General features: G+C 61.6%; 25 protein-coding genes. 8 read left to right on the top strand and 17 right to left on the bottom strand.

The window, feature by feature from the left end:
* Nucleotides 1-66 precede the first annotated feature (66 nt).
* The gene (locus tag AAGW05_RS08975; RefSeq protein WP_411804166.1) at nucleotides 67-1,458 is read left to right on the top strand and encodes a protein kinase domain-containing protein; all 1,392 of its coding nucleotides are present in this window, start codon (nucleotides 67-69) and stop codon (nucleotides 1,456-1,458) included.
* 567 nt (nucleotides 1,459-2,025) lie between these two features.
* Here AAGW05_RS08975 and AAGW05_RS08970 read toward each other — a convergent pair.
* From AAGW05_RS08970 to AAGW05_RS08955, 4 genes are all read right to left on the bottom strand, one after another.
* Entirely contained in the window at nucleotides 2,026-2,181 is a 156-nt protein-coding gene (locus AAGW05_RS08970; RefSeq protein ID WP_411804165.1) for a hypothetical protein, read from the bottom strand.
* A 121-nt stretch (nucleotides 2,182-2,302) separates the two neighbouring features.
* Nucleotides 2,303-3,112 (bottom strand): DUF1206 domain-containing protein, encoded by an 810-nt coding sequence (locus tag AAGW05_RS08965; RefSeq protein ID WP_411804164.1) that lies wholly within the window; start codon nucleotides 3,110-3,112, stop codon nucleotides 2,303-2,305.
* Nucleotides 3,109-4,008 (bottom strand): phosphatase PAP2 family protein, encoded by a 900-nt coding sequence (locus AAGW05_RS08960; protein WP_411804163.1) that lies wholly within the window; start codon nucleotides 4,006-4,008, stop codon nucleotides 3,109-3,111. Before AAGW05_RS08960 ends, AAGW05_RS08965 begins: the two co-directional genes overlap by 4 nt.
* A 43-nt stretch (nucleotides 4,009-4,051) precedes the next feature.
* On the bottom strand, nucleotides 4,052-4,984 hold the full coding sequence (locus tag AAGW05_RS08955) for a diacylglycerol/lipid kinase family protein (RefSeq protein WP_411804162.1): 933 nt from the start codon (nucleotides 4,982-4,984) through the stop codon (nucleotides 4,052-4,054).
* A 272-nt stretch (nucleotides 4,985-5,256) separates the two neighbouring features.
* Here AAGW05_RS08955 and AAGW05_RS08950 point away from each other — a divergent pair, with 272 nt between their 5' ends.
* On the top strand, nucleotides 5,257-5,784 hold the full coding sequence (locus tag AAGW05_RS08950) for a hypothetical protein (protein ID WP_411804161.1): 528 nt from the start codon (nucleotides 5,257-5,259) through the stop codon (nucleotides 5,782-5,784).
* Between the two features lie 56 nt (nucleotides 5,785-5,840).
* Complete coding sequence (locus AAGW05_RS08945; protein WP_411804160.1) at nucleotides 5,841-6,098, top strand: DUF6458 family protein; 258 nt, start codon at nucleotides 5,841-5,843, stop codon at nucleotides 6,096-6,098.
* Nucleotides 6,099-7,141: 1,043 nt separating this feature from the next.
* Here the strand turns inward: AAGW05_RS08945 and AAGW05_RS08940 are convergent.
* Nucleotides 7,142-7,624 carry an SRPBCC family protein gene (locus AAGW05_RS08940; protein WP_411804159.1) on the bottom strand — a complete coding sequence of 161 codons (483 nt, stop codon included), beginning with the start codon at nucleotides 7,622-7,624 and terminating at the stop codon, nucleotides 7,142-7,144.
* A gap of 332 nt (nucleotides 7,625-7,956) precedes the next feature.
* Here AAGW05_RS08940 and AAGW05_RS08935 point away from each other — a divergent pair, with 332 nt between their 5' ends.
* The 3 genes from AAGW05_RS08935 (at nucleotide 7,957) to AAGW05_RS08925 (ending at nucleotide 12,217) form a co-directional block, all read left to right on the top strand.
* Nucleotides 7,957-8,115, top strand: a complete 159-nt coding sequence (locus tag AAGW05_RS08935) for a hypothetical protein (protein WP_411804158.1) — start codon at nucleotides 7,957-7,959, stop codon at nucleotides 8,113-8,115.
* Nucleotides 8,116-8,853: 738 nt separating this feature from the next.
* A complete protein-coding gene (locus AAGW05_RS08930) occupies nucleotides 8,854-9,399 on the top strand; it encodes a GNAT family N-acetyltransferase (RefSeq protein WP_411804157.1) in 546 nt (181 codons plus the stop codon).
* Between the two features lie 430 nt (nucleotides 9,400-9,829).
* Complete coding sequence (locus AAGW05_RS08925) at nucleotides 9,830-12,217, top strand: ATP-binding cassette domain-containing protein (protein WP_411804156.1); 2,388 nt, start codon at nucleotides 9,830-9,832, stop codon at nucleotides 12,215-12,217.
* Nucleotides 12,218-12,229: 12 nt separating this feature from the next.
* Here AAGW05_RS08925 and AAGW05_RS08920 read toward each other — a convergent pair whose 3' ends face one another.
* The 9 genes from AAGW05_RS08920 to AAGW05_RS08880 form a co-directional block, all read right to left on the bottom strand.
* A complete protein-coding gene (locus tag AAGW05_RS08920; protein WP_411804155.1) occupies nucleotides 12,230-13,111 on the bottom strand; it encodes a VOC family protein in 882 nt (293 codons plus the stop codon).
* 107 nt (nucleotides 13,112-13,218) lie between these two features.
* Nucleotides 13,219-13,470, bottom strand: a complete 252-nt coding sequence (locus AAGW05_RS08915) for a DUF2252 family protein (RefSeq protein ID WP_411804154.1) — start codon at nucleotides 13,468-13,470, stop codon at nucleotides 13,219-13,221.
* 805 nt (nucleotides 13,471-14,275) lie between these two features.
* Complete coding sequence (locus AAGW05_RS08910; protein ID WP_411804153.1) at nucleotides 14,276-15,490, bottom strand: integrase catalytic domain-containing protein; 1,215 nt, start codon at nucleotides 15,488-15,490, stop codon at nucleotides 14,276-14,278.
* Between the two features lie 275 nt (nucleotides 15,491-15,765).
* Nucleotides 15,766-16,311, bottom strand: coding sequence for a hypothetical protein (locus AAGW05_RS08905; RefSeq protein ID WP_411804152.1), 546 nt, complete (start codon nucleotides 16,309-16,311; stop codon nucleotides 15,766-15,768).
* Nucleotides 16,308-16,685, bottom strand: coding sequence for a PadR family transcriptional regulator (locus tag AAGW05_RS08900; RefSeq protein ID WP_411804151.1), 378 nt, complete (start codon nucleotides 16,683-16,685; stop codon nucleotides 16,308-16,310). Before AAGW05_RS08900 ends, AAGW05_RS08905 begins: the two co-directional genes overlap by 4 nt.
* Before the next feature lie 421 nt (nucleotides 16,686-17,106).
* A complete protein-coding gene (locus AAGW05_RS08895; protein ID WP_411804150.1) occupies nucleotides 17,107-17,661 on the bottom strand; it encodes an isochorismatase family protein in 555 nt (184 codons plus the stop codon).
* 82 nt (nucleotides 17,662-17,743) lie between these two features.
* Nucleotides 17,744-18,067: a hypothetical protein gene (locus AAGW05_RS08890; RefSeq protein ID WP_411804149.1), complete on the bottom strand. Its 324-nt coding sequence runs from the start codon at nucleotides 18,065-18,067 to the stop codon at nucleotides 17,744-17,746.
* Between the two features lie 46 nt (nucleotides 18,068-18,113).
* Entirely contained in the window at nucleotides 18,114-18,455 is a 342-nt protein-coding gene (locus tag AAGW05_RS08885) for a hypothetical protein (protein ID WP_411804148.1), read from the bottom strand.
* Nucleotides 18,456-19,174: 719 nt separating this feature from the next.
* The gene (locus AAGW05_RS08880; RefSeq protein ID WP_411804147.1) at nucleotides 19,175-19,756 is read right to left on the bottom strand and encodes a helix-turn-helix domain-containing protein; all 582 of its coding nucleotides are present in this window, start codon (nucleotides 19,754-19,756) and stop codon (nucleotides 19,175-19,177) included.
* A 47-nt stretch (nucleotides 19,757-19,803) separates the two neighbouring features.
* On the opposite strand from AAGW05_RS08880, the gene AAGW05_RS08875 reads away from it, so the two are divergent.
* Nucleotides 19,804-20,655: a class I SAM-dependent methyltransferase gene (locus AAGW05_RS08875; protein ID WP_411804146.1), complete on the top strand. Its 852-nt coding sequence runs from the start codon at nucleotides 19,804-19,806 to the stop codon at nucleotides 20,653-20,655.
* Nucleotides 20,656-20,926: 271 nt separating this feature from the next.
* Here the strand turns inward: AAGW05_RS08875 and AAGW05_RS08870 are convergent, their stop codons facing one another.
* Both AAGW05_RS08870 and AAGW05_RS08865 read right to left on the bottom strand, forming a co-directional pair.
* Nucleotides 20,927-21,169: a hypothetical protein gene (locus AAGW05_RS08870; protein WP_411804145.1), complete on the bottom strand. Its 243-nt coding sequence runs from the start codon at nucleotides 21,167-21,169 to the stop codon at nucleotides 20,927-20,929.
* Complete coding sequence (locus AAGW05_RS08865) at nucleotides 21,133-21,525, bottom strand: hypothetical protein (RefSeq protein WP_411804144.1); 393 nt, start codon at nucleotides 21,523-21,525, stop codon at nucleotides 21,133-21,135. The genes AAGW05_RS08870 and AAGW05_RS08865 overlap by 37 nt, the downstream gene beginning before the upstream one ends.
* A gap of 683 nt (nucleotides 21,526-22,208) precedes the next feature.
* Between AAGW05_RS08865 and AAGW05_RS08860 the strand changes: the two genes are divergently transcribed.
* Complete coding sequence (locus AAGW05_RS08860) at nucleotides 22,209-22,628, top strand: hypothetical protein (RefSeq protein ID WP_411804143.1); 420 nt, start codon at nucleotides 22,209-22,211, stop codon at nucleotides 22,626-22,628.
* 58 nt (nucleotides 22,629-22,686) lie between these two features.
* Here AAGW05_RS08860 and AAGW05_RS08855 read toward each other — a convergent pair whose 3' ends face one another.
* Nucleotides 22,687-23,115 (bottom strand): universal stress protein, encoded by a 429-nt coding sequence (locus AAGW05_RS08855; protein ID WP_411804142.1) that lies wholly within the window; start codon nucleotides 23,113-23,115, stop codon nucleotides 22,687-22,689.
* Between the last annotated feature and the right edge of the window lie 72 nt (nucleotides 23,116-23,187).

Raw genomic sequence — 23,187 nt, 5'->3', positions numbered from 1 at the left:
AGTGTTGTGTCGTTTAAACGGGGCCAAGGGTCCCAGTGACGCGAGTCTGAATAGTAAGGTTGTTGAATGAATATTGAGGCTGGTCCCGGCATTGGTGCCCTTTTGGCTGGTAGGTACCGTGTTAAAGAACGAATCGGTTCGGGTGCAATGGCCACGGTCTATCGCGCCACAGACGAATTCCTACTGCGCGAGGTAGCCGTCAAGATTATCTCCCGGCACTCTGTCGACGCGACGGCAGCCGGCATGGATGACGGCGAAACGAAAGTCATGGCAGGACTGCAACATCATGGGCTGATCTCGCTCTTAGACGCCGGTCGGGAACGTGGCGCATCCGGTGAATGGCACCTCTATCTGGTGATGGAGCTGATCGATGGGCCGGACCTGAAGCAGCATCTGCGCCAGGGCCCCCTCAGTCAACGCCACACGGCACAGATTGGAAATGACCTCGCGGATGCCCTCGCCTATATCCATAGCCAAGGTGTCATCCATCGGGACGTCAAACCTGCCAACATCTTGGTTTTTGATTACCATCAGGACGCGGCGCGCATGCGCGCCAAACTGACCGATTTCGGTGTTGCCCTTATCGCCACGAGTCCTGAAGACCCCGCCGTCGGCCTCGTGGGGACTGCGGCGTATCTGAGCCCCGAGCAGGCTCGGGGCGAACCTGTGACGGGGGCCAGTGATGTGTATTCCCTTGGACTCGTGCTACTTGAGAGCCTTACAGGAAAACTCGCTTTTCCTGGGGATCGGCTCCAAAGCGCGTTGGCTAGACTCATCCAAGACCCTCCAATCTCCGAAGAACTTGATCAGGAATGGAAAACACTTCTCACTGCCATGACAGCAGCCGACCCTCTCGAGCGGCCCACCGCTCGTGAGGTGTCCTTGGCGCTCTTCGACAAAGCCGCCGCAGAGCGCGGCCGACGCAAAGTCGATCCTTTCATCATTCCTGATAATGAACCCGCACGCATGGACGCTGTTCACGAGTACCGGATCCTCGACACCCCTCCTGATGGATCCTTTGACAAAATCACTGCCTTGGCAGCGAAACTCTTCAACGTTCCGATAGCCATAGTGAGTATCGTTGACCATGACCGTATTTGGTTTAAATCTCGCTATGGCATCGACGTCGAACAAGTGGACAGAGATCCGGGGCTTTGTGCGTCAGCCATCCTGCAGGACGAGGTCTGGGTGGTGGAAAACGCCCCCGTCGATCCGCGGACCCTGTCCAACCCACTCGTCGCCGGAGAATTGGGGCTTGAATTCTATGCCGGCGCACCGCTGCGGACCAGGCAAGGTCACAACCTGGGAACCTTGTGTGTAATCGGCGTCGAACCTCGAACCATGACACCTACTGAGACGAAGACTTTGAAGGACCTTGCCGGGTTGGTCATGCAGGATCTTGAGCTCCGTCTCGAATTTAGGAGCGCGGGGTATCCTGTCGGGACACGTGATAGCTGACCTCCATTTCCTGTGGTTGCTCCACTTGGGACACACGAGGTTGGCCTCGGAAGCGCACCAGGATTCAAGGGAATATCTCTTGGCTTAATGGCTTGGCTCGGGAAGGCCAAAGTGTTGAGGCTCGAGGGCATCGGGAACCGGCGCAATGAAACCTCCTGCATCGAGATGGCGATGATCACGGGGCGTGGGGTTGCTTGTGGGTGGTGCTGCCGCGGTTGGAGTTACGCGGCTTTCGCCAGCTTGACACCGACATTCAGTCCAGGCACGACCACCCGCCATATGAATGATTCGTACGTTCCGGAGTGGTGGTCTTGCGATCCGCAGGTAACCATGGCACCCGCGTGCCAGCTGCCAGGCCTCCACCTGCAGGGAGCAAAAAGAAGCCGGGGCCGTTACCGTCCTTGGTGCCGAGCGCACGGCCGCCTCAATTTCATGCCCTGACAGCGGCAACTGAGGCACCCACCGCATGGTCATCTCAGAACAAGACGAAATCCCACCCTGACACGTCCAGAGTGGGATTACGTTGAGAACAAAGCGCTACTGCTTAAAGGGGTACAGCTTGAGGGGCTACGCCTTGTTGCGCACTTGGCGCATGACCCCCATGACGGCACCAACAACCAAGAGGATGATGCCAATCCAGAGCAGGAACATTGCAGCCTTCACCGCAATGCCGAGCACGAGTAGGACGATTCCGACAACGATAAGTGCTATTACGATTCCCATTTCTGTAATCTACCGTTCGGTGGCGTAGAGGGCAAGGGGCGCCTGGGAATCGGTGCCCTCACCCCGCCTGGACCACGCCTTGATGTCCGCGTGTCTTGGTTCGTGTGAACGGTTTTCAGGGTCACAGCCGGGCGAGGCGGGCGCGGGCGAAGCTGTAGAGCCCGTAAGCAATGAGGCCGACCCCGACTACGATGAGGATTACCTCGCCGAAGGGTAGTGCGGCCAGGGACTTCACGGCTCCGTCGAGGCCGGAGGCATCTTGGGGATCGACCTTGATGGCCGCGATGACGAAGAGAACACCGAGGGTGAGGATCGCGATGCCTTTGGCGATATATCCTGTCATGGCCAGCACCGTGATGGCTGTTTGGGAGTGGCCTGAGGGGAGAGCGATGTCTTCGCAGTACTTTTTCCGGGCTCCCTTATAGATCAAGTAGCCTCCGATGCCGGCCGTAACGATTCCCAGGACAATGAGCAGGATTTGACCGCCGGGAAGGGCGAGCAGGGTCGCGGTGGCGTGGCGGGTGGAGGCCGTGGAACTGGTTGGGCGCCGGAGTGCGATGGACAGGGCGGTGAAGGCCAGGGCAAGATAGGCGACCCCCTTCCCCAGGGACACCAGGCTCCGGACCCAACGTTTTTTGGACGAGGAGCCGATGCCGAGCCCGGCCTGGAGCAGGAGCCACAATCCCAGGGCCGCGAGCCCCACAACGGCGACCCAGATGACAATCATCCCGCCTGGAAACTTGATCAGTTCGGCGAACGCGCCGGACTGGTCTGATTCCCCGCTTTGGTGGAAGGCAATGCGGATGGCGATGTAGCCCATGAGCAGGTGCATGAGTCCGCTGGCCGCGAACCCGATCCGGGCAATCAGGGTCAGGGCACGGCTGTTTCCGGCGCGGCTGGCCGCCCGGCGCGCTTCCCGTCCGGGTCTCAAGTCCCGTCCACCTGGGGCTGTGAATGCTCACCCTTGACGTGTTCACCGTTGACGCGAACCGTTCTGGCGGTGTCGATGGCCATCACGGCCCCGAGAATCACCAAGGAGAGTGCCATCGAAGCGGTCGTGTCCGTGATCCAGTGGTAGCCCAGGTAGAGCCGGCTTGCCACTTGGGCCAGGATCACGGCAGTGGCGATGCTAAACAAGAGCACCGTCAGGGACGTTTTTTGGCGTCGACTGGCGATCAAAAATGCCAGAATCAGCAGGAAATCCGAGGTCCCCAAGACATGGCCGGAAGGAAAAGAGAAGGTGCTGTCTGCGCCAATGAGCATCAGATCGACGGGTGGTCGCGGGTGCCGGACCAGGGGCGCGAGAACTTGGGCCAGGATGACGCCGGTGATCATGCCGGCGGCCAACAGGAACGGACGCCAGGCGTGCTTGGTCAGAAAGGTCCAGATCACGACAACAACAAGGACGATGATCGGCAGCGCTATGGGTCCGAAGATGAAGGCCAGCGCGACCATGAATCCAGTCAGCGCAGGGGAGCGCAGAGACATGAACCAGGTATTGACCGGCTCGTCCAGGCGTTGAAAGCCCGTGTGGGTCTGTACTCCCTGAAGAAGGATGAGGAATACGGTCAAACCGACAACGACCAACACTAGCGAGGTGGCGTAGAGCCGCGTGCGTACGGCAGCCGGGACAAACCGCTCTTCAACGATGAACTTTTGATGCCAACCGGCGTGTTTATGACCATCCTGGGCTGGGGGGTTCTGCGTTGATGCGCCCTGGGGGCTCATGAGTTCTTCCTTCCGGGCTGGACTTCGCGCCAATCCACCGTTGAGCGGGTGACTGAATAAAGTATGACGCGCTTGTGTTTCTTGGGGAAGATCTGCCACGGCACCAGCATGCAGCAGGGCTGGGGCCCGTGAGCACAGATCCTTAGCTTGGGAGTGTGGTCATTCTGATGGTTAGTACCTGGGGAGCTACGGTGACACGCAGGTGTGTTGCGGGGCCCAGATGGTCGCCGTCGAGCTGGAATTCCTGTGGGCGGTCGAGGCTGATTTCTGCTGTCGTTCCGGAAAGGCTTTGTACCGCCTGATTTCTCTTGCTGTTTTTTCCGAAGACGCCAAGGATGACGGCTAGCCAGCCAAATTTTCCTTGGGGGGCCAGCGTGAGTATGTCCATGAGGCCATCGGTGACGGACGCGTCAGGGAAGATTTCCACGCCGCCCATCAATTTTCCACAATTGCCCACCATGACACCCCGGACCTTGCGGTGGGCTTCGTCCCTGCCGTCGACGGTGATTTTGGCAGTGACTGGTTTTCCGGGGAGGTTCCGGAGGCCGGATTCGATATAGGCGAGCCAACCCACCCGGTCCTTGAGCCCGTCGATGGTGTCCGCCATGATGGATGCGTCGTATCCGAGCCCGGCAGCAACCAAGAAAATCTGTTCCTGTCCCGAGTGGTCGATCATGGCCTTCATGACGTCGATTTTGGTTTCGGCTCCACTTAGCACCTCCCGGACCGCGGCCACCGGATCTGTGACGGGAATGCCGAGGTTACGGGCCAACAGGTTCCCCGTTCCCAGTGGCACCACCCCCAGGGCGGTCGCCGTGTCGGTGAGAACCTCAGCGACATACCGCACGGTACCGTCTCCGCCGGCCGCAATAACGACGTCGACCCCCGCGGCAAGCGCCTCCTTGGCCTGGCCGCGGCCAGGATCCTCTTCTGTCGTTTCCAGCCAGAGTGGCTCGGCCCAGCCAGCATCCGTGCAGAGCTGGAAGACCGTGCGCTTAAACTCCTCGTCGGGGGACTTGAGTGGATTGATGACCACGGCGGAACGCCTGGCCTGCGGGAAGGGGTTCTCTGCCATGACGTCCTTTGTCGTGGGGGGATATTTTTGACCTGTAGTGAATAGTAACCCGGCGTGATGCGCACCCCGCCCTAATTCGTGATGGTTTTCGGGGGTGTTGGCAAGAATGGGGCGTGATGGGGCATGATGAGACCAAGACACGCTCGAACAGGCGATTTGCGACGACCGTGTGCGGTGAACGCAATGGTGACTGAACTGACCGTTGTCTAAGGCAAGCGTGATGACGACAAGGTTGCTGCAGCCTTTGCGGCGACGGATGGAGGCTGCTTCGTATGGACACATCAGTGTGGATCTGGATTATTCTCGTCATCATTGTGCTGTTGGTCATTGTCGGTGGCTTGGCGGCCGTCGGGCGCAAGCGCCGGCGCGTCCTAGCCGAACAACAGTCGCAGGAAGATCGGGAAAAAGCCGACAGGTTGCGGGCACAGGCCAAGGATCAGGACCTGGACGCCCGTGAGAAGCACGCAGCGGCGTTACGAACGGCAGCGGATGCCGAACAGGCTGCAGTAGCAGCCGAACGGCTCAGGGTCCAGGCGGAACAACAGCGAGCCGCCGCAGCCGAGGATGCTGACCGGTCCAAGGCGACCTACTTGGAAGCGGCTACCGTAGACCCTGACACTGACCCCACCGCACATGCGAGAAACGACCCCGCAGTCGAGACTCCAGGCGTTCACTCCGACGGCCCAGTGTTGGCACCGGTTGACGAGCCCGTGAGCAGGCGCGAGGATAGAGCCGACGCCGGTGCAGGTGCGGAGGCTGGCGATGAAAAGCGGCATGGCAGGCGCAGGGAAGATCTTTAACGCTGTGCCCGTTGCGATAGCGTGACGGGGAATCCCCAAGAGAAGAGGAAAACATCGTGAGTATTGGTGCTGGAATAGTGCTGTTCGTTATTGGTGCCGTCCTTAGGTTCGCCCTGACCCTCCAGTTATCGTGGGTGGATGTTCCTTTGGTCGGGAACATCCTCATGGGCGCCGGGGTGGTCGTCTTTATCCTTGGACTGATCTTCACATTCCGCAGGCGCCGCTCCACCTCCACACGGCGAACCATTGCCGGAGCGGCCGACGGCGATACTGTCGTCCGACGCACAGAGCGGACTGACGACACCGGGTTCTAGCAGGGCGGCTATAAACCGCCGACCGTCACTGAGGCGCAACGTGAACTCAGGGAGAATTCCGAACAATGCGACCGGAGTAAAGCCTAGGTGGGCTTGATCCGCCGGAGCCGTCCCAGGGCGGTATCGGGAGTTTCGGCTGCCGGTCAGGCCCGGCAAGGGGGGCCAGTGGTCCACATCCCATCGCGGCGGAGTGTGCCACATCGTAGGGGGAGTAATGTCTGTCGTTAAGGCACCAAGAGTACTGCTTTCAGGCCGGCTCGTTGATCGCTGACTGAGCGGCAGTGGGGTTGCCCACGCACGGTATCGACGGTGCCGTAGTGCACGCTGGCCGGGGTGTACTTCCTGTTCCCAGAATGTCGGTGTCCATGGTCGTGATCTGGGCCTCTGAGTTTTTCCCAAAACGGAATAAATCAGAAAAGCAATCCAGAAGCATGTGCGCGGGGAACCTGATTCCCGTGGCCTGACCACGCATTTTCGTTGAATCCCATGCGTCGCATGGTTTTGTGGACATCAACCAATAGTGTCCTTCATCCACCACCCCGGCATAGACCTGGGTCGGTGAAAGTATCGCCTCCTCGGGGCGGTTGAATATGGCCAGGACATCGGCGGGTTCAAGGGGGTGAAAGCCCGGCCGGGTGTTGTGCCGTGGGCTAGGGCCCGTGAATTCGGTACTTGGGCTGGCCTGTAGGTGAGGGGTGGCCCGGGAGTGCCCCCAAGAGCGCGACTCCGTTTCCCAAAATGTCCAGCGCTGCGTCCAAGGAGGCCAGCTGCCGGCGGCTTCGAGCTGGCCACGGGGTGCCGCCGGTCCCTTTATGAATGACCCGAAATTCAATGAGGTTCGGGACTGCATCGCATTCCTGGACGATCGCACGTTTGAACTCGGCGGTGAACGACAGAGGATGGTGCTCGGTTGGCAGGGGGACCGGGGGCAGCCTCCATCCTCTCACCTGACCGATGACCACTTACAGGCTAGAGGTGGTGCTTCACCGGTGGACTTCGAGTCAGCACCTTGGCCCAGTGGGAGAGGGAATCAACTGGCGTAGTTAGTCAGTGTGGTGCGGTCCGGCCACCATTTCTGCCAACTTTCCCAGCGATCCCTCCAACTGGTGCGCGTGGACTAGGGGGAAGGAGATGCGTCCCAGCACGTCCTTGTCCCTGACCTGGCTCCAATCATAGGTGAGGGTGACTCGGGTGCAATCCGGGGATTCAGCCACCAGCTCCCAGACCCATTGCCAGCCAGCCGGCTCCTGGCCGGAATCCGCCGTTTTCCAAGCCAGCAGTTTATTCACGTCATATCCGACCACGTGATTGTCCGTCTGATAATCCCCGCCGAGCTTCTCCAGAAACATGTTCATCGTAAACACTTGGCCCACACCAGTGATCCTGTCCGATTTTTCGTCGGCCCGCACCATGCCGGAGCCGTCCAGCCTTGCATGGTTTGCCGGATTGCTCAAGACCTTGAAGACCTCCTTCGCCGGGGCATCGAACAAGCGGGAAACAGTAACTTTTCCTTCTTTATCAGTCATGGCCCTAGCATGACGCAGCATGCATATGAATGACAAGCCACCGCACGCCGATGCCCGTCGGTGGGGACCAGCCCGCCAAAACCAGCGCCACTTGTCAACTCCGCGGTGGGTGTGCCCCGAAACCATGCCCTGACTGTCAATGGTCCATGGACAACTAAGACGTGAAAATTCGTTCCCTCGACAGCAGCTGGGGTGTTTTGGAGACCGATCATGTTCGACCAGAAATTCATCGGGCCTGCCGTTGCCCGGTGCAAGCTTCGGCGCCGCCGCCTTCCTGGCCGCCACTGCCAGCGTGGCAGAGGCATCGAGCACCTCCACCGGCAACCGCCGAGGTGTCAGCGGATACCCACGCGGTTGCCGTCAAGACATGGCGAATCCGCCAGATAGCCACCGAAATCGCTACCAACGTCACATCCCACGTCGCATTCCTGCGCGGGGCACTGGGCACCGTGGCAGTCGCACGCCCCAGCATCAGCGCAGGGACCAGGTAACAATCCCGGTCCCTGCGTTTTGAGTGGCGGACGCGGGACGGCTTGGCGCGCAGCGGGTTTCGCTTGTGGGCACGTAACCGCCGTTCTAACGACTTATGACATTTGTGCTGCCGCCCTCTGACCCGTCCACGCTTCGCGTCAAGCCGTGAGCGTTTGTAGTTTACTGAATAGTTCTCGGGCGATAGATCGCTTGAGGCACCGCCGGATCCCGCTGGGGGCCTTACCCTCAGCGGTGCGCTTTTGAACGTATTCCTTCGTTGAGGCGGTGCCGGATGGTTTTGCCCGGAGAGGCGGGGAGGGGGCCGACTCCGGCGATGGCCGCAAATAACGCAACCATGACAACAGTTCCCCACATTGCCGGACTGAAGCGGGGGTCCGAGGCGCAGCTCGCGAGGCAGGGTAGATAGCCGGACACAAACCAAACCGGTTGGGACTATCAAGGATTAGCCCCGGGACAAACGATGACGCCGCCAGCCCGCCCAACCTTGTTGTTGCTCCCGATGGGTTCCGCGCGTCCCCAACCGTCACTGCGATTTTTGGAGGTCGTTGACTGGATGAACCGCGGACCTTCGACGGGGCGGTATTTGGACCCCGGGCTGGATGGTGGCCAAATTCGAAGCCCGCCTCACCCGAAGGCGCACCTCCTGGCCCTTACGGACGCGACATCCGGCGTCGCAAAAAGTGCATCTTTGCACAGCGAAAGCCACAGATAACAGAAGAAACGTGCATAATGATGCAATGACAGAAGTAATTAGCACCGAGCGCCTTGCCCTGCGTCCATGGGAAGATTCCGACGTCGACTTTGTCTTTGACCTCTACTCCCGATGGGTGGTGCAGCGTTTCATCGGCACGCAACCGGCCGTCATGGACAGCCGCACACAGGCCATCGAGCGGGTCCAGCGATTCAAGGATCTTGACCACCCCGTACACGGCATCTGGGCTATCACCCGCAAGGAAGACAGTCAGCCGGTGGGCACGCTGCTGCTCAAGCCGATCCCGGCTTCGGGCGAGGAACCGCTGCAGCCCTCCAACGACGTGGAGATCGGCTGGCACCTGCACCCCGACCACTGGGGAAACGGCTATGCGTCAGAGGCGGCAACGGCAGTCCTCGAGCACGCCTTCGCCGCAGGACTTGAGCACGTGGTTGCCGTGACAAACCCGGCTAATGAGGCGTCCCAGAGCGTCTGTCGACGGATTGGCATGGAACACCAGGGCCAGTCGGAAAAGTACTACAACGACAAGTGCGAGCTCTTCCTGGTGAAAAACCCGGCCGCGACCTCCTGACGGCCCACACGAAATGTTACCCTGGGGCAACACAAACGCCGTCGAAAGTGATGGCGATTCAGTGCTGGGCAAAACAGGGCCATGGACCCCCACAGTCCACCGATACCTGCGGTAGATTGCCCGCGAAGGCGTCGACTGCATCCCGCAGCCCTTCGGAATTGACGCCAGCGGGGAGCGCCTGAACGATGCCGCGGGCGGGGGCGCGCAGAGGACATCTGCGGCAACAACTTTGCCCCGTACAACCTGGCCGAGTTCTCCCGCAGGTAAGCGCCGGGGCTGCCATCAAGGACGTCCCGTACGACGTCGGCGGCGGACGGCTCGTTGCAACGTTCACCGATCCCGAAGGCAATGTCCTTGGCATCATGGCGGACCCGCAGAACTGACGCCCGCCGGCGGCCAATACGACGCCGTTGACCAGAAACGAGAAGCAATGCCCACGGACACCGGACACGAAGCGCAGGCTCCGGCCCACGCAGCCGACAGCCACGACCTGATCCGGGTCCGGGGTGCACGGGTGAACAACCTCAAGGACATCAGCGTCGAGATCCCCAAGCGCCGGTTGACGGTGTTCACGGGTATTTCCGGTTCGGGCAAGAGCTCCCTCGTGTTCGGCACCATCGCCGCCGAATCGCAGCGCATGATCAACGAAACCTACAGCGCGTTCGTGCAGGGCTTCATGCCCACCTTGGCACGTCCCGACGTCGACGTCCTTGAAGGTCTCACCACGGCCATCCTTGTTGACCAGGAACGCATGGGCGCCAACCCGCGCTCAACCGTCGGCACCGTGACCGACGCGAACGCCATGCTGCGCATCGTCTTCAGCAGGCTCGCTCAGCCGCACATCGGCTCACCGCAGGCGTACTCCTTCAATGTCGCCTCAATCTCCGGCGCCGGAGCCGTTACGATGGAACGCGGCGGGGAGACGGTCGAGGAACGCCGCAGCTTCTCGGTCACCGGCGGCATGTGCCCGCGGTGCGAGGGCATGGGCAAGGTCAACGACTTCAACTTCGAAGCAATCTACGACGCCGGAAAGTCCCTGGCCGAGGGAGCCATCCTGATCCCGGGCTACAGCATGGACGGCTGGTACGGACGCATCTTCGCCGGTTCCGGCTTTTTCGACATGGACAAGAAGCTCGGCAAATTCACCAAGAAGGAACTCAACGACCTGCTCCGCAAGGAGCCGACAAAGATCAAGGTTGAAGGCATCAACCTGACCTATGAGGGCCTCATCCCGAAGATGCAAAAATCCATGCTCGCCAAGGACCTCGACGCTTTGCAGCCGCACATCCGCGCATTCGTGGAGCGCGCCGTCGTCTTCACCACCTGCCCGGAATGCAACGGCACCCGGCTGGCGGAGCACGCGCGTTCCTCAAAGATCGACGGCGTAAGCATCGCCGATGCCTGTGCCATGCAGATCAGCGACCTTGCAGCCTGGGTGCGCAGCCTTGAGGAGCCGTCCCTTGCGCCATTGCTTGAGGCACTGGGGGACACCCTGGCCTCTTTCGTGGAGATCGGGCTCGGCTACCTTTCCCTTGACCGCCCGTCAGGAACCCTTTCAGGCGGGGAGTCGCAGCGGACCAAGATGATCCGCCACCTGGGTTCCTCGCTGACCGACGTCACCTATGTTTTTGATGAGCCGACAATCGGACTCCACCCGCACGACATCGCCCGCATGAACCAGCTCCTGCTGCGCCTGCGCGACAAGGGAAACACCGTCCTTGTGGTTGAGCACAAGCCGGAGGCCATCGCGATTGCCGACCACGTGATTGACCTTGGTCCGCTGGCCGGATCCGCCGGCGGCCAGGTCGTCTATGAGGGCACGATCGAGGGGCTCCGGGCCAGCGGCACGCTCACCGGCCGGCACCTGGATGACCGTGTTTCACTCAAGGGCACGTTCCGCAAGGCGTCGGGGGCGCTTGAGGTGCGCGGCGCCAGCGCCAACAACCTCAAGGACGTCGACGTCGACATTCCGCTGGGCGTGCTGACAGTCGTTACGGGTGTGGCCGGATCGGGCAAGAGCTCTCTCATCCACGGCTCGGTGTCGGGCCGCGAGGATGTCGTCACCGTTGACCAGGGCGCCATCCGTGGCTCACGCCGCAGCAATCCGGCAACGTACACGGGGCTGCTGGAGCCGATCCGCAAGGCGTTCGCCAAGGCCAACGGCGTGAAGCCGGCCCTGTTTAGCGCCAACTCCGAAGGTGCCTGCCCCACCTGCAACGGCGCCGGCGTCATCTACACCGACCTTGGCATGATGGCAGGGGTCGCCACGATGTGCGAGGAGTGCGAGGGCAGGCGCTTCCAGGCAGCGGTCCTTGAATACCACCTTGGCGGGCGGAACATCAGCGAGGTCCTGAGCATGTCGGTGGATGCGGCCGAGGAGTTCTTCCGCGATGGTGAGGCCAGGCTTCCCGCGGCGCACAAGATACTGGGCCGGCTGTCCGACGTCGGACTTGGTTACCTCACGCTTGGGCAGCCGTTGACCACCCTGTCAGGTGGCGAGCGGCAGCGCATCAAGCTGGCAACCCACCTGGGGGAGAAGGGCGGAATCTACGTCCTCGACGAGCCCACCACCGGACTGCACCTGGCCGACGTCGAACGGCTCCTTGGGCTGCTTGACAAGCTGGTGGCGTCAGGAAAGTCCGTCATCGTGATCGAGCACCACCAGGCCGTCATGGCCCACGCCGATTGGATCATCGACATCGGTCCCGGGGCAGGGCACGACGGCGGCGCCATTGTTTTCGAGGGGACGCCGGCCGATCTGGTGGCTGCCAGGTCAACGCTGACGGGGGAGTACCTTGCGGCGTACGTCGGCGCATGACGCCGGGGCGGTTTACAGCTCGGCGGCGATGATTTTCTTCATGCCGAGCATCCTTTGATAGGCGCCGGGGTGCTGCATCAGCTCACCCATGTTCGCGGGCACGATCTGCCAGCTCACCCCGAACCTGTCAACCAGCCAGCCGCACTGCTCGGCCTCCGGCACGGCAGAGAGCGCCTCCCACAGCTTGTCGATCTCGCCCTGGTCCGCGCAGTCGACTTCAAGGGATAGGCCAGGCGTAAAGGTGAAGTCGTGGTCCGTTCCTCCATCCATGGCCGAGAAGGATTGGCCCGCGAGGGTGAAGGCGGCGAAGGCGACGCCCTCGGTATCTCCCTGGTGGGGCATGAGCATCCTTCCCGAATCCGGGAACAGGGATGTGTAGAGCTCGATTGCCGCCTGTGCGCGGGCGGCCGCGCCCGTGAACAGGAACTGGGGGACCAGCACCTGTTGAGGCCCACGGGCCGGATCGGTAAGCATCAGCTGCCAGTTGACGCCAAACTTGTCCTCAACCCAGCCGTACAGCTGGCTGTGCGGATACTCGCCCAGCGGCATGCGAGCCACTCCGCCGTCCGAGAAGGACTCCCACATGGCGTGAAGCCAGGCGCGGGCCTCGTCCTCACCGGAGCCAAAGGAGGACGGATCCACGTTCACGATGAATGACAGGGCAGGCGTTGGGCTGAACTCACCCCCGGCATTGATGAGGCGGAGCCGATATCCGCCCACTGACACGTCAACGACAAGGGGCTGTCCGGCAAGTTCACGTTGAAAATCCGGCAGGTCCTCCGTGGGGTAGGAGGCAACCACCTCCGCGGACGTATCCGGAAGTACTGCGGCATAGAAGTCGCCGACGCCGGCCGCGTTGCCCTGGCACCAAATGTTGGGCACAATCTTTTGCATGATTCCTCCTGGTGGGATATCTAAGCATTTCATGGGCCGCGGACCACATCAAGGGTGGTGAACCGGAAACGAACATACCGCGGGGGAGTCCGAGCGCTGTATGGTTGTCACCAGCCGGGTGCACTGGGAATTGCTCCTGACTCCGCCGCCTCGACACGTTGGCCGTGTTCAACTGCCGTCTGGCCGGCGTCGGCCACGGCTTTCATGTCACGGAATGGCCTCACGTAGAAGTCGAAGCCCTGGCCGTTGGACCAGCTGACAAAGATGTCAGTGGCACTTTGGCTTAGCCGCTGGCCGTGGTTGGGCTGGGCGGGTCGTGTGCTGGCAAAAGCATAGGGAAAAACGAAGTTGTCATGCATGAAAATCCATTCATGTGTATATGTATGCCAAATCACACTATTTATGTGAGACACGTCACATTTAGGTGATTAATTCCTAAATGGCGAAAATGCGTAAGTTGAGTGCTTTTTGGCGTGCTGAATCGAATGACCTGCCCATGGGCCGCGCCTCGAGGGCTCCCGTCGGGTCCGCGGCAATCTGAAGCTGCGACCTAGGCGATCCCGCCAAGGTCGCCCAGATCGATCGGGAGAATTGAACTCCCATACCGATGCCGCACTGTCGGAGATCATTGGCGCTGTGGGATGCCTAAACATCAAATTCACATGAAATGACCGTAAAATCAAGGTTCTTAGCCAACCCCCGCAAGCGCCGATAATCTACATTATGTCAAGTAAAGGTAAATGACGCTCTGGAGGACATCCTCTGCACAGCCGTTGTCCCTAGTCATGAGCATTGATGCATGTGCACCCTTGGCGGTGTCCGAGGCCAACCCCGGGCATTCCGTTCTGGCCGGCGCTTTGAACTTCAAGGTGCCGTGTTTTTCTGCTCCCACGGTCGCTGCTAAAGGTCGGCACTCAAGGATTTTCTCCCAGAGTCGCTCCCCCCGGTCATCTCACGTGCCAGACTTCGTTGTCAGGCACGTCGATGGCGCCGTGGCGGTGCTGACCGGAGTTGGCGAAGCTGCACTGACGTTGATGGTTGTGCCACTTGGTGCTGACAAAACATTGAACTAGCCCAAGCGTCTGCTTGTTCCCCGTGGTGCCTCATGTCAATATGCTCGCGAAATGGGTCCCGCGTGCCTCATCTATTGTGCTCGCGAAATAGTCAGGCTGCGTGGGGTGCTTGGGAGTAGGTCTTGGCTGCAGCCAGCCGGATAAGTCGCTGCTGGATCTCGTTGATTCGGTTCGTCAGGCCGGCGAGGTCCAGACTGGCGTAGAGCTCCTCCATGTGACGGCGTTGGGGCTGGAGCATGATCCCGGTGTCCTTGACCCGCTGGGCCGGGGTGCGTGGATCGTCGTAGCTGCGCACCGATTTTCCCTTGCCACTAAGGTGATATCCGGTGACTTTCTTGGTGGGCAGGAACAGGTTCTTGCGCAAGTTCACTAACGGCCAGAGTTCGTTGAGCAGGCGGAGTTCAGTATCGGTGTCGAAGCGATAACTGAACGCCGAGCGGCGCACGATGGCGCCGTTCTTTTGCTCGACAAACGGGTTGTCGTTCGAGTGGTGCGGCCGGGACCGGGTCATGCGAATGTTATGTGTATTGCACCAGGTAGTCACTGGTTCGTTGAGGAATTCAGACCCATTATCGCTATGGCAGTGGTCGATCGGGTACGGGAAATCGTTCTGGATTTCTTCCATCGCGGCGACGATCCATTTAGCGGCTTTATTCTTGATCGCCCGGTTGATCGTCCATCCGGTGAAGGGATCGGTGACGGTCAGCGTGAACGCGTACTGGCCCTTGGCACTGTTGCCGCAGTGAGCGACGGTATCGATGGCGACCAGGCCAGGCTGCCAGTCTATGGCCGGGATGCGGGACATGATCGGTATCGCCTCGGTGTACTGGTTCCGCCGGGACCGGGTCGTTGATTTCCCGTCCGGATACATCGACAGTTTGAAAGGTGCCAGCAGCCGGTCGATCGTGGCCGCACTCCTCGCCAGCAACTGTGCGTGCACCTGAGGGCTGTACCGGGGCCGGGCCCGTCCGAAGGCTCCGGAACCTATATGTGATTCCATGTTGGCCAGCGTGGCGCCCATGACCGCGGCCAGGTATTTCCCGCAGGGCTTCCCCGCCACGACCCAGACCTGCTGGAGGACCTTCACCGTGTCATAGCCATACGTTGGCGGCCTCGGCCTGCGCGCCACGATACGCGCGGGCCCGCGCCGCCTGAAGGCCCGCCCGAGCTGACGGCGGGCGTTCGCCCGGGACCACCCGATCTCAATGACTAACCGGTCCAGGATCTCGCCCTTGACCTTCTTCGAAGCCCGAAAATACTCCCCGGCTTCCTTTTTCGTAATCTCCCTGCGCGCAGACAACGACATCCCATAGTCCATCCCTCCAGCACACCAAAGCACCCGAACATGCACCAGAGATTTCGCGAGCACATTCCAAATGAGGCACGCACCCCATTTCGCGAGCACTTTAGATGAGTCTCGTCGCCCCCTTCGCAATATGAGCAGACCGCGATAAAATTGCCTGCTGGGATCTGGCGGCCCGAAATATCTCCATCGTCCATAGGGCCTTATTTCGTAGGTTCGCTGTATCAGGGGTGCCACCGTCGCCTACCTATGGGCCCCGCATACTGCGGGCCGACACCTCAGGCCCTGAGGCGAAAAACGCGCCATGCCCGGCTGGCGGTGATGAAGGCCAGAACTGCCAGCGCCAGCGGGAACCACAGTGCCGCGCTTCCCGTCCACCCAATTCCCACGGCCTCATCCCCCGAGAACGCAACAACTTCCACGGGGAAGAAATGCGTATGGAACTCGCCACCGGCCTGCGTGGCCACACCAAGCATTCCCCGGGCGTAGGTGAAGAAGAACAGCCAGTAGGCCACGAGCATGATCACGGCTGCCATGACCCCCGCGGCCCACAAGGGGCGGGATCGGTCCCTTTCCTCGAGGTAGCTTGCCGCCAGGTCTTGGGGTCTGCCCAGCCCGTCTAATGCCTCTCGCAGCCCGTTATATTCCGCATCAGCGTCAATACTTTCGCGCAGGTCCGCCAGGATCCGTTTGCGTTGCCGGCCTGGAATCCGGCCGTCCAAGCAAAGGTCGACCTGGAAGATGTACCACTCCCTGGAAGCCGCGTGGCGCAAGCCGAATTTCCGGTTACTGGTGGCCCCGGCACTTTTCCGGCCCTCGATCATGAGATTCCCCGTTCTGATTCGTACTGTTCGACGCCTGCATTCAGTGCCATGCCGCGTTCTGCCACAGCCGCAACGTCCCGCCATTTCCGTGCTGAATCCAATCTGGCCTGCTCCCCCGTTGCGGTGAGTGCGTAGTACTTCCTGGCCGGGCCCGACGCCGACGCCCGGGTATGGCTGGTGAGCCAACCATCGCGCTCAAACCGGCTGAGTACGGGGTATACGGCGCCGGTGGCCAGATCTACCAAGCCCAGCATGCGCAGGCGTTCGACAAGGTCGTAGCCGTACGACTCACGCTCGCGGAGCAACACAAGGATCAGCATCGGCAGGAGACCCCGGAGCAGCTGGGGGTCGTGGGGCTGGGAACGTTGGTCCATGCCTGCTATTATTCCTTAGCTAATAGTTAATGGCTAGTAGACAAGGGTGACTAGTCCTGACGCGGGCTCAATGAACATGGTGCCCGTCCTGCTGAGGCGAGCATGACGTTGACGACGGCGATGTAGTCACGGTCCTGGTGGGCGGACTGGGTGGGTGCACTGCGCAGCAGCCAACGCTGCCCACGGCAAGCAAATCCCCGTAATCAGTCCTAGAACCAGCCGTCAGGTACTGCCTCCACACGCGGAGAATGCCGTGACTGACGGTCAAGAGTTTCTAGGGCGCTTTGAACTACTGAAGGAAATCGCCTCCAGTGCAACAGAGACCGGAACGTTCCTGAAATTTGATGCCATCTACCGTCCTGCCCCGGCACGCCAGCGGATCCGGCGGGCGCACGGCGTTGGCGTACGATTTTGCGCCTGGCTAGGAGCCGAATTCCACATCATGTGTGTTGGTGACGGCGGCGGTGCGCCCGGGCGCACGCTGGAAGCGCCAGTACAGGTTGGTATGTGCAATGACGCCTTCCGGTGGCGGGGCGCCCCACTGGCTGCGGTCGGATGCGGTGTGCGCATCGCCCACAAGCGTGACGTCGTAGCCGCGTGTGAAGGCGCCGTGGATGGTGGATCTGACGCACGCGTCGGACTCCGCACCGGCCACGACAAGCCGCCCAACCCCTGCAGCCGCCAGGACTTCCTCCAGATCGGTGGCTTCGAATGAATCACCATAGCTCTTGTGCACCAGGGGCTCTGAGTCGCCGCGCTGCAGTTCCCGGACGTATTCCCATCCTGGGGAGCCCTTCGGCAGGCCGTCGTCGGAATGCTGGACCCACACCACGGGGGTCCCTGTGCGGCGGGCCTTCTCCACCAATGCCTGGATATTGGCCACAACGGGCCCCGGCCGATGGGCCTCCGCCATGACATCGTTTTGAACGTCGATCACAAGCAGTGCTGTGTTTGGCCTGCCCTGGAGCGTGGTCATGGGTTTCCTGTCGCCGGTAGTGGATTTATCGCAATCACACTACGCCGATCAGGCCCGCGGCGAAATGCCCGGTTTTACCGACTTAAGGGGCATCAGGGGAACAATGGGCTGGCGGTTTGCCGTCAGGTCGATCCCGAAGTCCTTCGCGAAGACCGGCCAGGCCGTAGGCGCCGAAGCCGGTGCCGGGGGCGTAGCCCAATTGAACCCCGTAGTAGTTGCCGCAGTAGGTGTTGACGTGGTCGTGGCCCACGAAGTACCCGAGCACGTCCGCGCGCTCAAGGAAGGCACTGAACAGCCCCGAGTTGATGGGGCCCGGGCACTCAGACTCGTTGCGCTCCCCCGACAATGGTGTGTTTGGCGACCGCCCGGGTGTGATCGGCTGCGGTGCATGAATCCATGCTGGCAAACCACATGTTACGGTGCTCGTGAAGGGCGATGTGTCCCCACATGAGCTAAGGGACTTTCCTGCCGTACTTGGCCTCGGTGGCCTTGGACATGTCGCGGTACCAGCTGATCTGGTCCATGCGCACCCAGTCCCAGGTCGGGTAGCCCGCAAAGTTTTGGCCGGCAATGCTCGACGGCGCATGCCGGCCAGTGTCAATGAGCCAGAGCCCAAAGGCGGGGTACTTCGAACGGGCGGACTTGATAAGGAGCTGCGTGTTCGAGGTGCCTGTGAGGCCCGGCTTCGAATCGGCGTTGACATTGAAATCGTAGGTCTGCAGGAAGGCCAGCATCTTCGCTTCGGTCATCCCTGTGCGCTGAACCGAGTCCTCATCGTGGTTTCCGAACGTCACCGCCCAGGGATTTTGCGGTTTTCCATGGCCTAGACCACGTGGTTCAGGCCTGCTTCACCTCGAGCTCGTTGTCGCAGTCGCCATTGACGACGTCTCCGTTGATGACAACGAAGTCAGGCTCTTCCGCATCGAGGGTCCGTTCGATGAGCTCGACGGTGCGGCGGTCGGTCTGCTCGTCGTCCTGCTGAGCTTTACCGGGCTTGTTTCTTCAGTCATTGCTGCCTCCCATAGCTGTCGCATTCCCGCAGCGGGCACAAACGCCCCGGCCGCGAGCGCGCCTGCGGAATCTTGAAGGAGCAGTCATCCGGTCCGGCTGCGAGCGCAGGCAATTCCCGGAGACATCAGTCATGGCGGCAGGGGTCGACTTGCCCTTGACTGAGGAACATCCTGCCAACCTTGCACCTGTCGGCTAGTCTGCTGTTGCCTATGGTGGAGCGCAGCCACTGCCCTCTGTCGTTGCGGTAATGGAGGCTGTGTCGCCGTCGTCGTTGGATCCGCTCACGGTGTGCCAGCGGCGGACTTCGGCCACCCGTGGATGTGGCCTGGCGTTCGAGCAGTTCCTCCAGCCGTCGCTGGGGAATGGGCATGGCGCTCGGTTCATCCCGGCTTTCGAGCACCACTGATTGGATGCCGAGCCTGCCCAGTTCGTAGGCGAGCATCAGGCCATGGGTCAGGCTCCGGCAATGGCCACCATTGCATCGTTGCCGTTTACCGGGTGCTCAACCATCGTGATGCCCTGACGCCCCGTGAAGGTGGGCCCGTTCGCCGTCGTGGTTGAAGATGGTGAGGATCTCCACCGGGCCCTCATGGGCGCATATGGCATGCGGGACCATGGTGGAGAACTCGGCGACCTCCCCGGGATGGACGAGAATGCTCCGCTCCCCCAGTTCGAGCCTTGCGATGCCTGCCAGCACTGTGAACCAGTCCCGTCCCGGGTGGGTGCCGAGTTCCTCCTGACGGTCGGGGGTGATGCGCATTTTCGCGACGGTCTTGCCGTAAATGCCCTCCTCACTGGAGAGGACCCATGTTGTCAGGCCCCGTGAGTGTCCGGGTTGCGGGCGGATGACCACGTCCTGGTCACTCTGTGACTGGACGATGGCATCGAGGGTTGTGCCGAACGCCCGGGCTATAGGCACCAACTGGTCCAGGGCTATTCTGCGGTGCCCGGTTTCGATGCGGCTCAGTGTCGAGGGGCTCAGCCCGCAGCGTGCTGCGAGGTTCTCCAGGGACCAGCCCCGGGCGAGGCGGAGGCTGCGGATGCGCCGGCGAATGACGGCATCCACGTCGGGTTCTTGCGTCATGCGCAAAAGCATATGCCATCGACGCAATGGGCCGCTAGCGTGGAACCATGAGCGAATCCACACACGACAACACATCTTCGAACATAAATTCGAACGACCATTCCGGCGGGCACTCCCCTGAGGATGGATTGGTGGAAATGCTCGACCTCGACGCCCTGACCCTCGGCTCCTACCTTGACCAGGCCACGGAATGGGCCGCCAGCCTTTCCCCCGCGAATCCCGGCACCATCATTGACGTAGGCGCGGGATCGGGGGCAGGCACACTCGCCCTGGCCCGCCGCTTCCCGGGCACGACCATTGTTGCCCTCGACAAGTCCCCCAGCATGCTTGCCGCCACGCTCAAGGCCGCCGCGGATCACGGGCTGGCCGGGAGGGTCACTGCCACCGAAGCGGACCTCGACCAGGCGTGGCCCACCCTCGCCCCCGCGGATCTCCTCTGGGCATCCTCCTCACTCCATGAAGTCGCAGACCCCGGGCACACCATGCGCGAAATGTTCAGCGGACTCGTCCATGGCGGCCTGTTGGTCGTCGTCGAAATGGACGCCCTCCCCACCTTCCTACCCCCCGGCGCCATGCCCGGCCTCGAAGCCAGGCTGCACCGGGCACTCGCCGACCAGGGCTGGAACCACCACCCCGACTGGACCCAGGGACTGGTGGAAGCCGGATTCACCGTCCAGCAACGCGCCTTCCCCACCATTGGGCATTCGACGCCGGAACTCACCGCCCGCTACGCCCGCACCTTCCTGGGCCGGATCCGCACCGCGCTCGCAGGCATTGCCTCCCCTGCGGACCTCGCGTCCCTGGAAGTGCTGCTGGCGGACGGTTCGGAATCGCTGGAACGCAGGGGCGGCCTCGAAGTTCAGTGCAGTCGCACGGCCTGGGCCGCCCGCAAGCCGTAGGCTCCGGCCGGGAGCGGCGGTGGCGTTCCTGCCGGTGCGTTCACCCGGCTGGATTCTCCGCACCAACGGAACTGGCTACCTCAAACGTGCGGTCTGCCCCGGACCATGAGCCGAGGGTCCCAAGCAGGGGCGCCTTGCTCGTGTCCCTGCTGGTCAGGGCACTCTGGGAAGGGCAAAGATCTGGAGCAACGGGCCAGTCGTCTTGAATCGCGGGACCAGCGCTAAGCCGCCTAGGACAGCTCCAGGTTATCGGCGGTTCGTCCCCCTTCGATCACCCTGGGGCGCCAGGCCCCTGCTCAGCATGGCAGCCGTGGTCAGTGGTAGAGATAAGGTCCGGTTGCGCGGTACTGAAGACCCCGCCACGGTGGCTGGGGTTGTAACCGCGTCCTGTGAGGTAGGCGGTGTCGACCGCGCTGACGCCATGGACGGTCAGGCCGGAGCTCAGGGTAGCCGGCAGGGTTCGGGCCAGGCGCGTGATCATGAGGGAGAAGAAGATGCCGATCGAAAGGACCATGGCCAATTTTGGAAGGTGGCGCTCATGCCTGCACCCACGCTGCGGCGGTTCGGCGGCAGGGCATTCATGATGCCAGCACGGTTGGGCGCGGCGATAAGACCCATGCCGATGCTGTTAAGAAGGAGGGGCGTGTCGGCGAAACTGTAGCCGTGCCGCGGAAGCCAGATAATCAGGATGAACATCAGCCCGCCGCGGCCGAGGCCCGAGAGGAGGCTCGCCACATGGCCCGCCGTGACGGCGCGGATGCAGAACAGGGAGAGCTCGAACATGGGTTCCGCCACCGCGTTTTCCACCACCACAAAAATACACAGCACCACGGCACCGCCCACCAGTGCCGAAAGGACCCACTGGATCACCCCGCCCAGGTGTATCCCGCGTAGGGTTGGATGCCGTAGATGATACCCACTAGCAGGGAGATCAGGCCGAGAGCGAAGGTGTTGATGCCCCTGCCGCGGAAGATATGAATATGATCGAAGCGTTGATGGAAGCCATGAGGACGCCGAGGGTGGTGTTGGAGAGGGCTATCCATTAGATAGTGCTCTGACTATCAGCCCCAAACTTTGCCCGGATGCCGCGTCCGCGGACTGGATCTCGGGGTCAACCCTTCCCTGGAACCAACTGGTCAGTTTCGGTCCCGGCGGGTTCTTGGCCCAAGCACGCGTATGTGTTATGCCGGATCCCGACTATTAGTGCCAGAGCGAGAATGAGGGACACCGCGACCAGGCCGCGGCGTCTGACGCCGACATGATCCGCGCTGCGCTGGAAATCATGAGGGAATACGCCTCCCCCCGATGAGCTCTATTTCTGCTTCTGGGACGGATTTGGCTTTGCCATGCCCGCACCCGGTTTCGATGTTCCCACCCGCTCCTTCTTCCTCTCTTGCGGCGGCGCCTCCGGGGCTGGCAGCTCGGACGTTGCCGCACAGGATGAGGCATAGGGTCAGAACCGGAGCCCATCGTGGCGCTCATGGCCGACGGACGTCTGGACATCGTTCCGGCTATTTCCGTTGAACGCCAGCACTTCTACCGGTAGGAACACCATGATCTTTGGCCAAGCACCGGTCCGCCAGATTCTGCGGGACGGGCTGGACTTGGGCCGTGCCACAGTCTTCGTCGGAGGGAACGGCTCCGACAGGTTCCGCGGTGGCGGCCTGTGGATCCTTGGCGAATCCGAATCGGTGCTCTACCTTTCGCTGCTCAGCATCCTGAAGCACTTGATGGACGACGGCGACTCCCGAGTCATCCTCTCCACCCACTCGCCGCTGTTGGCTTCCCTGCCTGGTGCGCAGCTGGCGTTCGTTCATGGAAGCTCCGCAGCGTTTTTTGAAATATATTTAGGGCCGAGTTTTGCGGACCACCAGAAACGGTTGCCGGAGTCACAGGTCCAGGACGGAACAATCAGGGGTACTGTGGCAAGGGGTGCCGGGGAAACCAAACACGTGGTTAAACACCCAGACTGAAACGCCCATCGTGGCGGCATGGGACAGCACTACGGGCACCAAACTGCCCGGGGTACTCTTATCTGACCACGAGCACAGGCACCGGCGACTGGTTGACCACGGCCGCGCTGACCGAGCCAAGAAGAAGGCCTCTCAACCCGCCGTGGCCCCGCCGCCCAACCACCAGCATGCGGGCGCCTTCGGAAACCCGGACCAGGCCAGCCGCAGGGCTTCCCTGGACCAGACGGGCCGATACTGACACGGGAACCTGATCCCCAAATGCCTGAAACAATGAGTCGGCGAGCCAGTTCCGTGCGCCCTCCTCAAAATTGCCAATGCCAACGGCTTCGTAGCTTGCGTGATTGGCGGGTAGCTCCCACACCGCCACGGCATCGACAACTCCGCCGAGCTCCGCGGCCAGCCTAGCGCCTTCCTTGAGGGCGTTAGCCGACGCAGTTGAACCGTCGACTCCAACAACAATGCGTACTGCTGATGCAGACTTAGACACGGGATCCCCCTTTGCGCAACGGGCCGTTCCCGTTGCTCCCCATTCTCCGACACACAAGTGAAAGGAGCGAAT

The organism is Arthrobacter sp. LAPM80 (genome assembly GCF_046736435.1).
GTDB lineage: Bacteria > Actinomycetota > Actinomycetes > Actinomycetales > Micrococcaceae > Specibacter.
The sequence above is the reverse complement of the archived record's forward strand: the minus strand, read 5'-3'. Positions and strand labels throughout refer to the sequence as shown.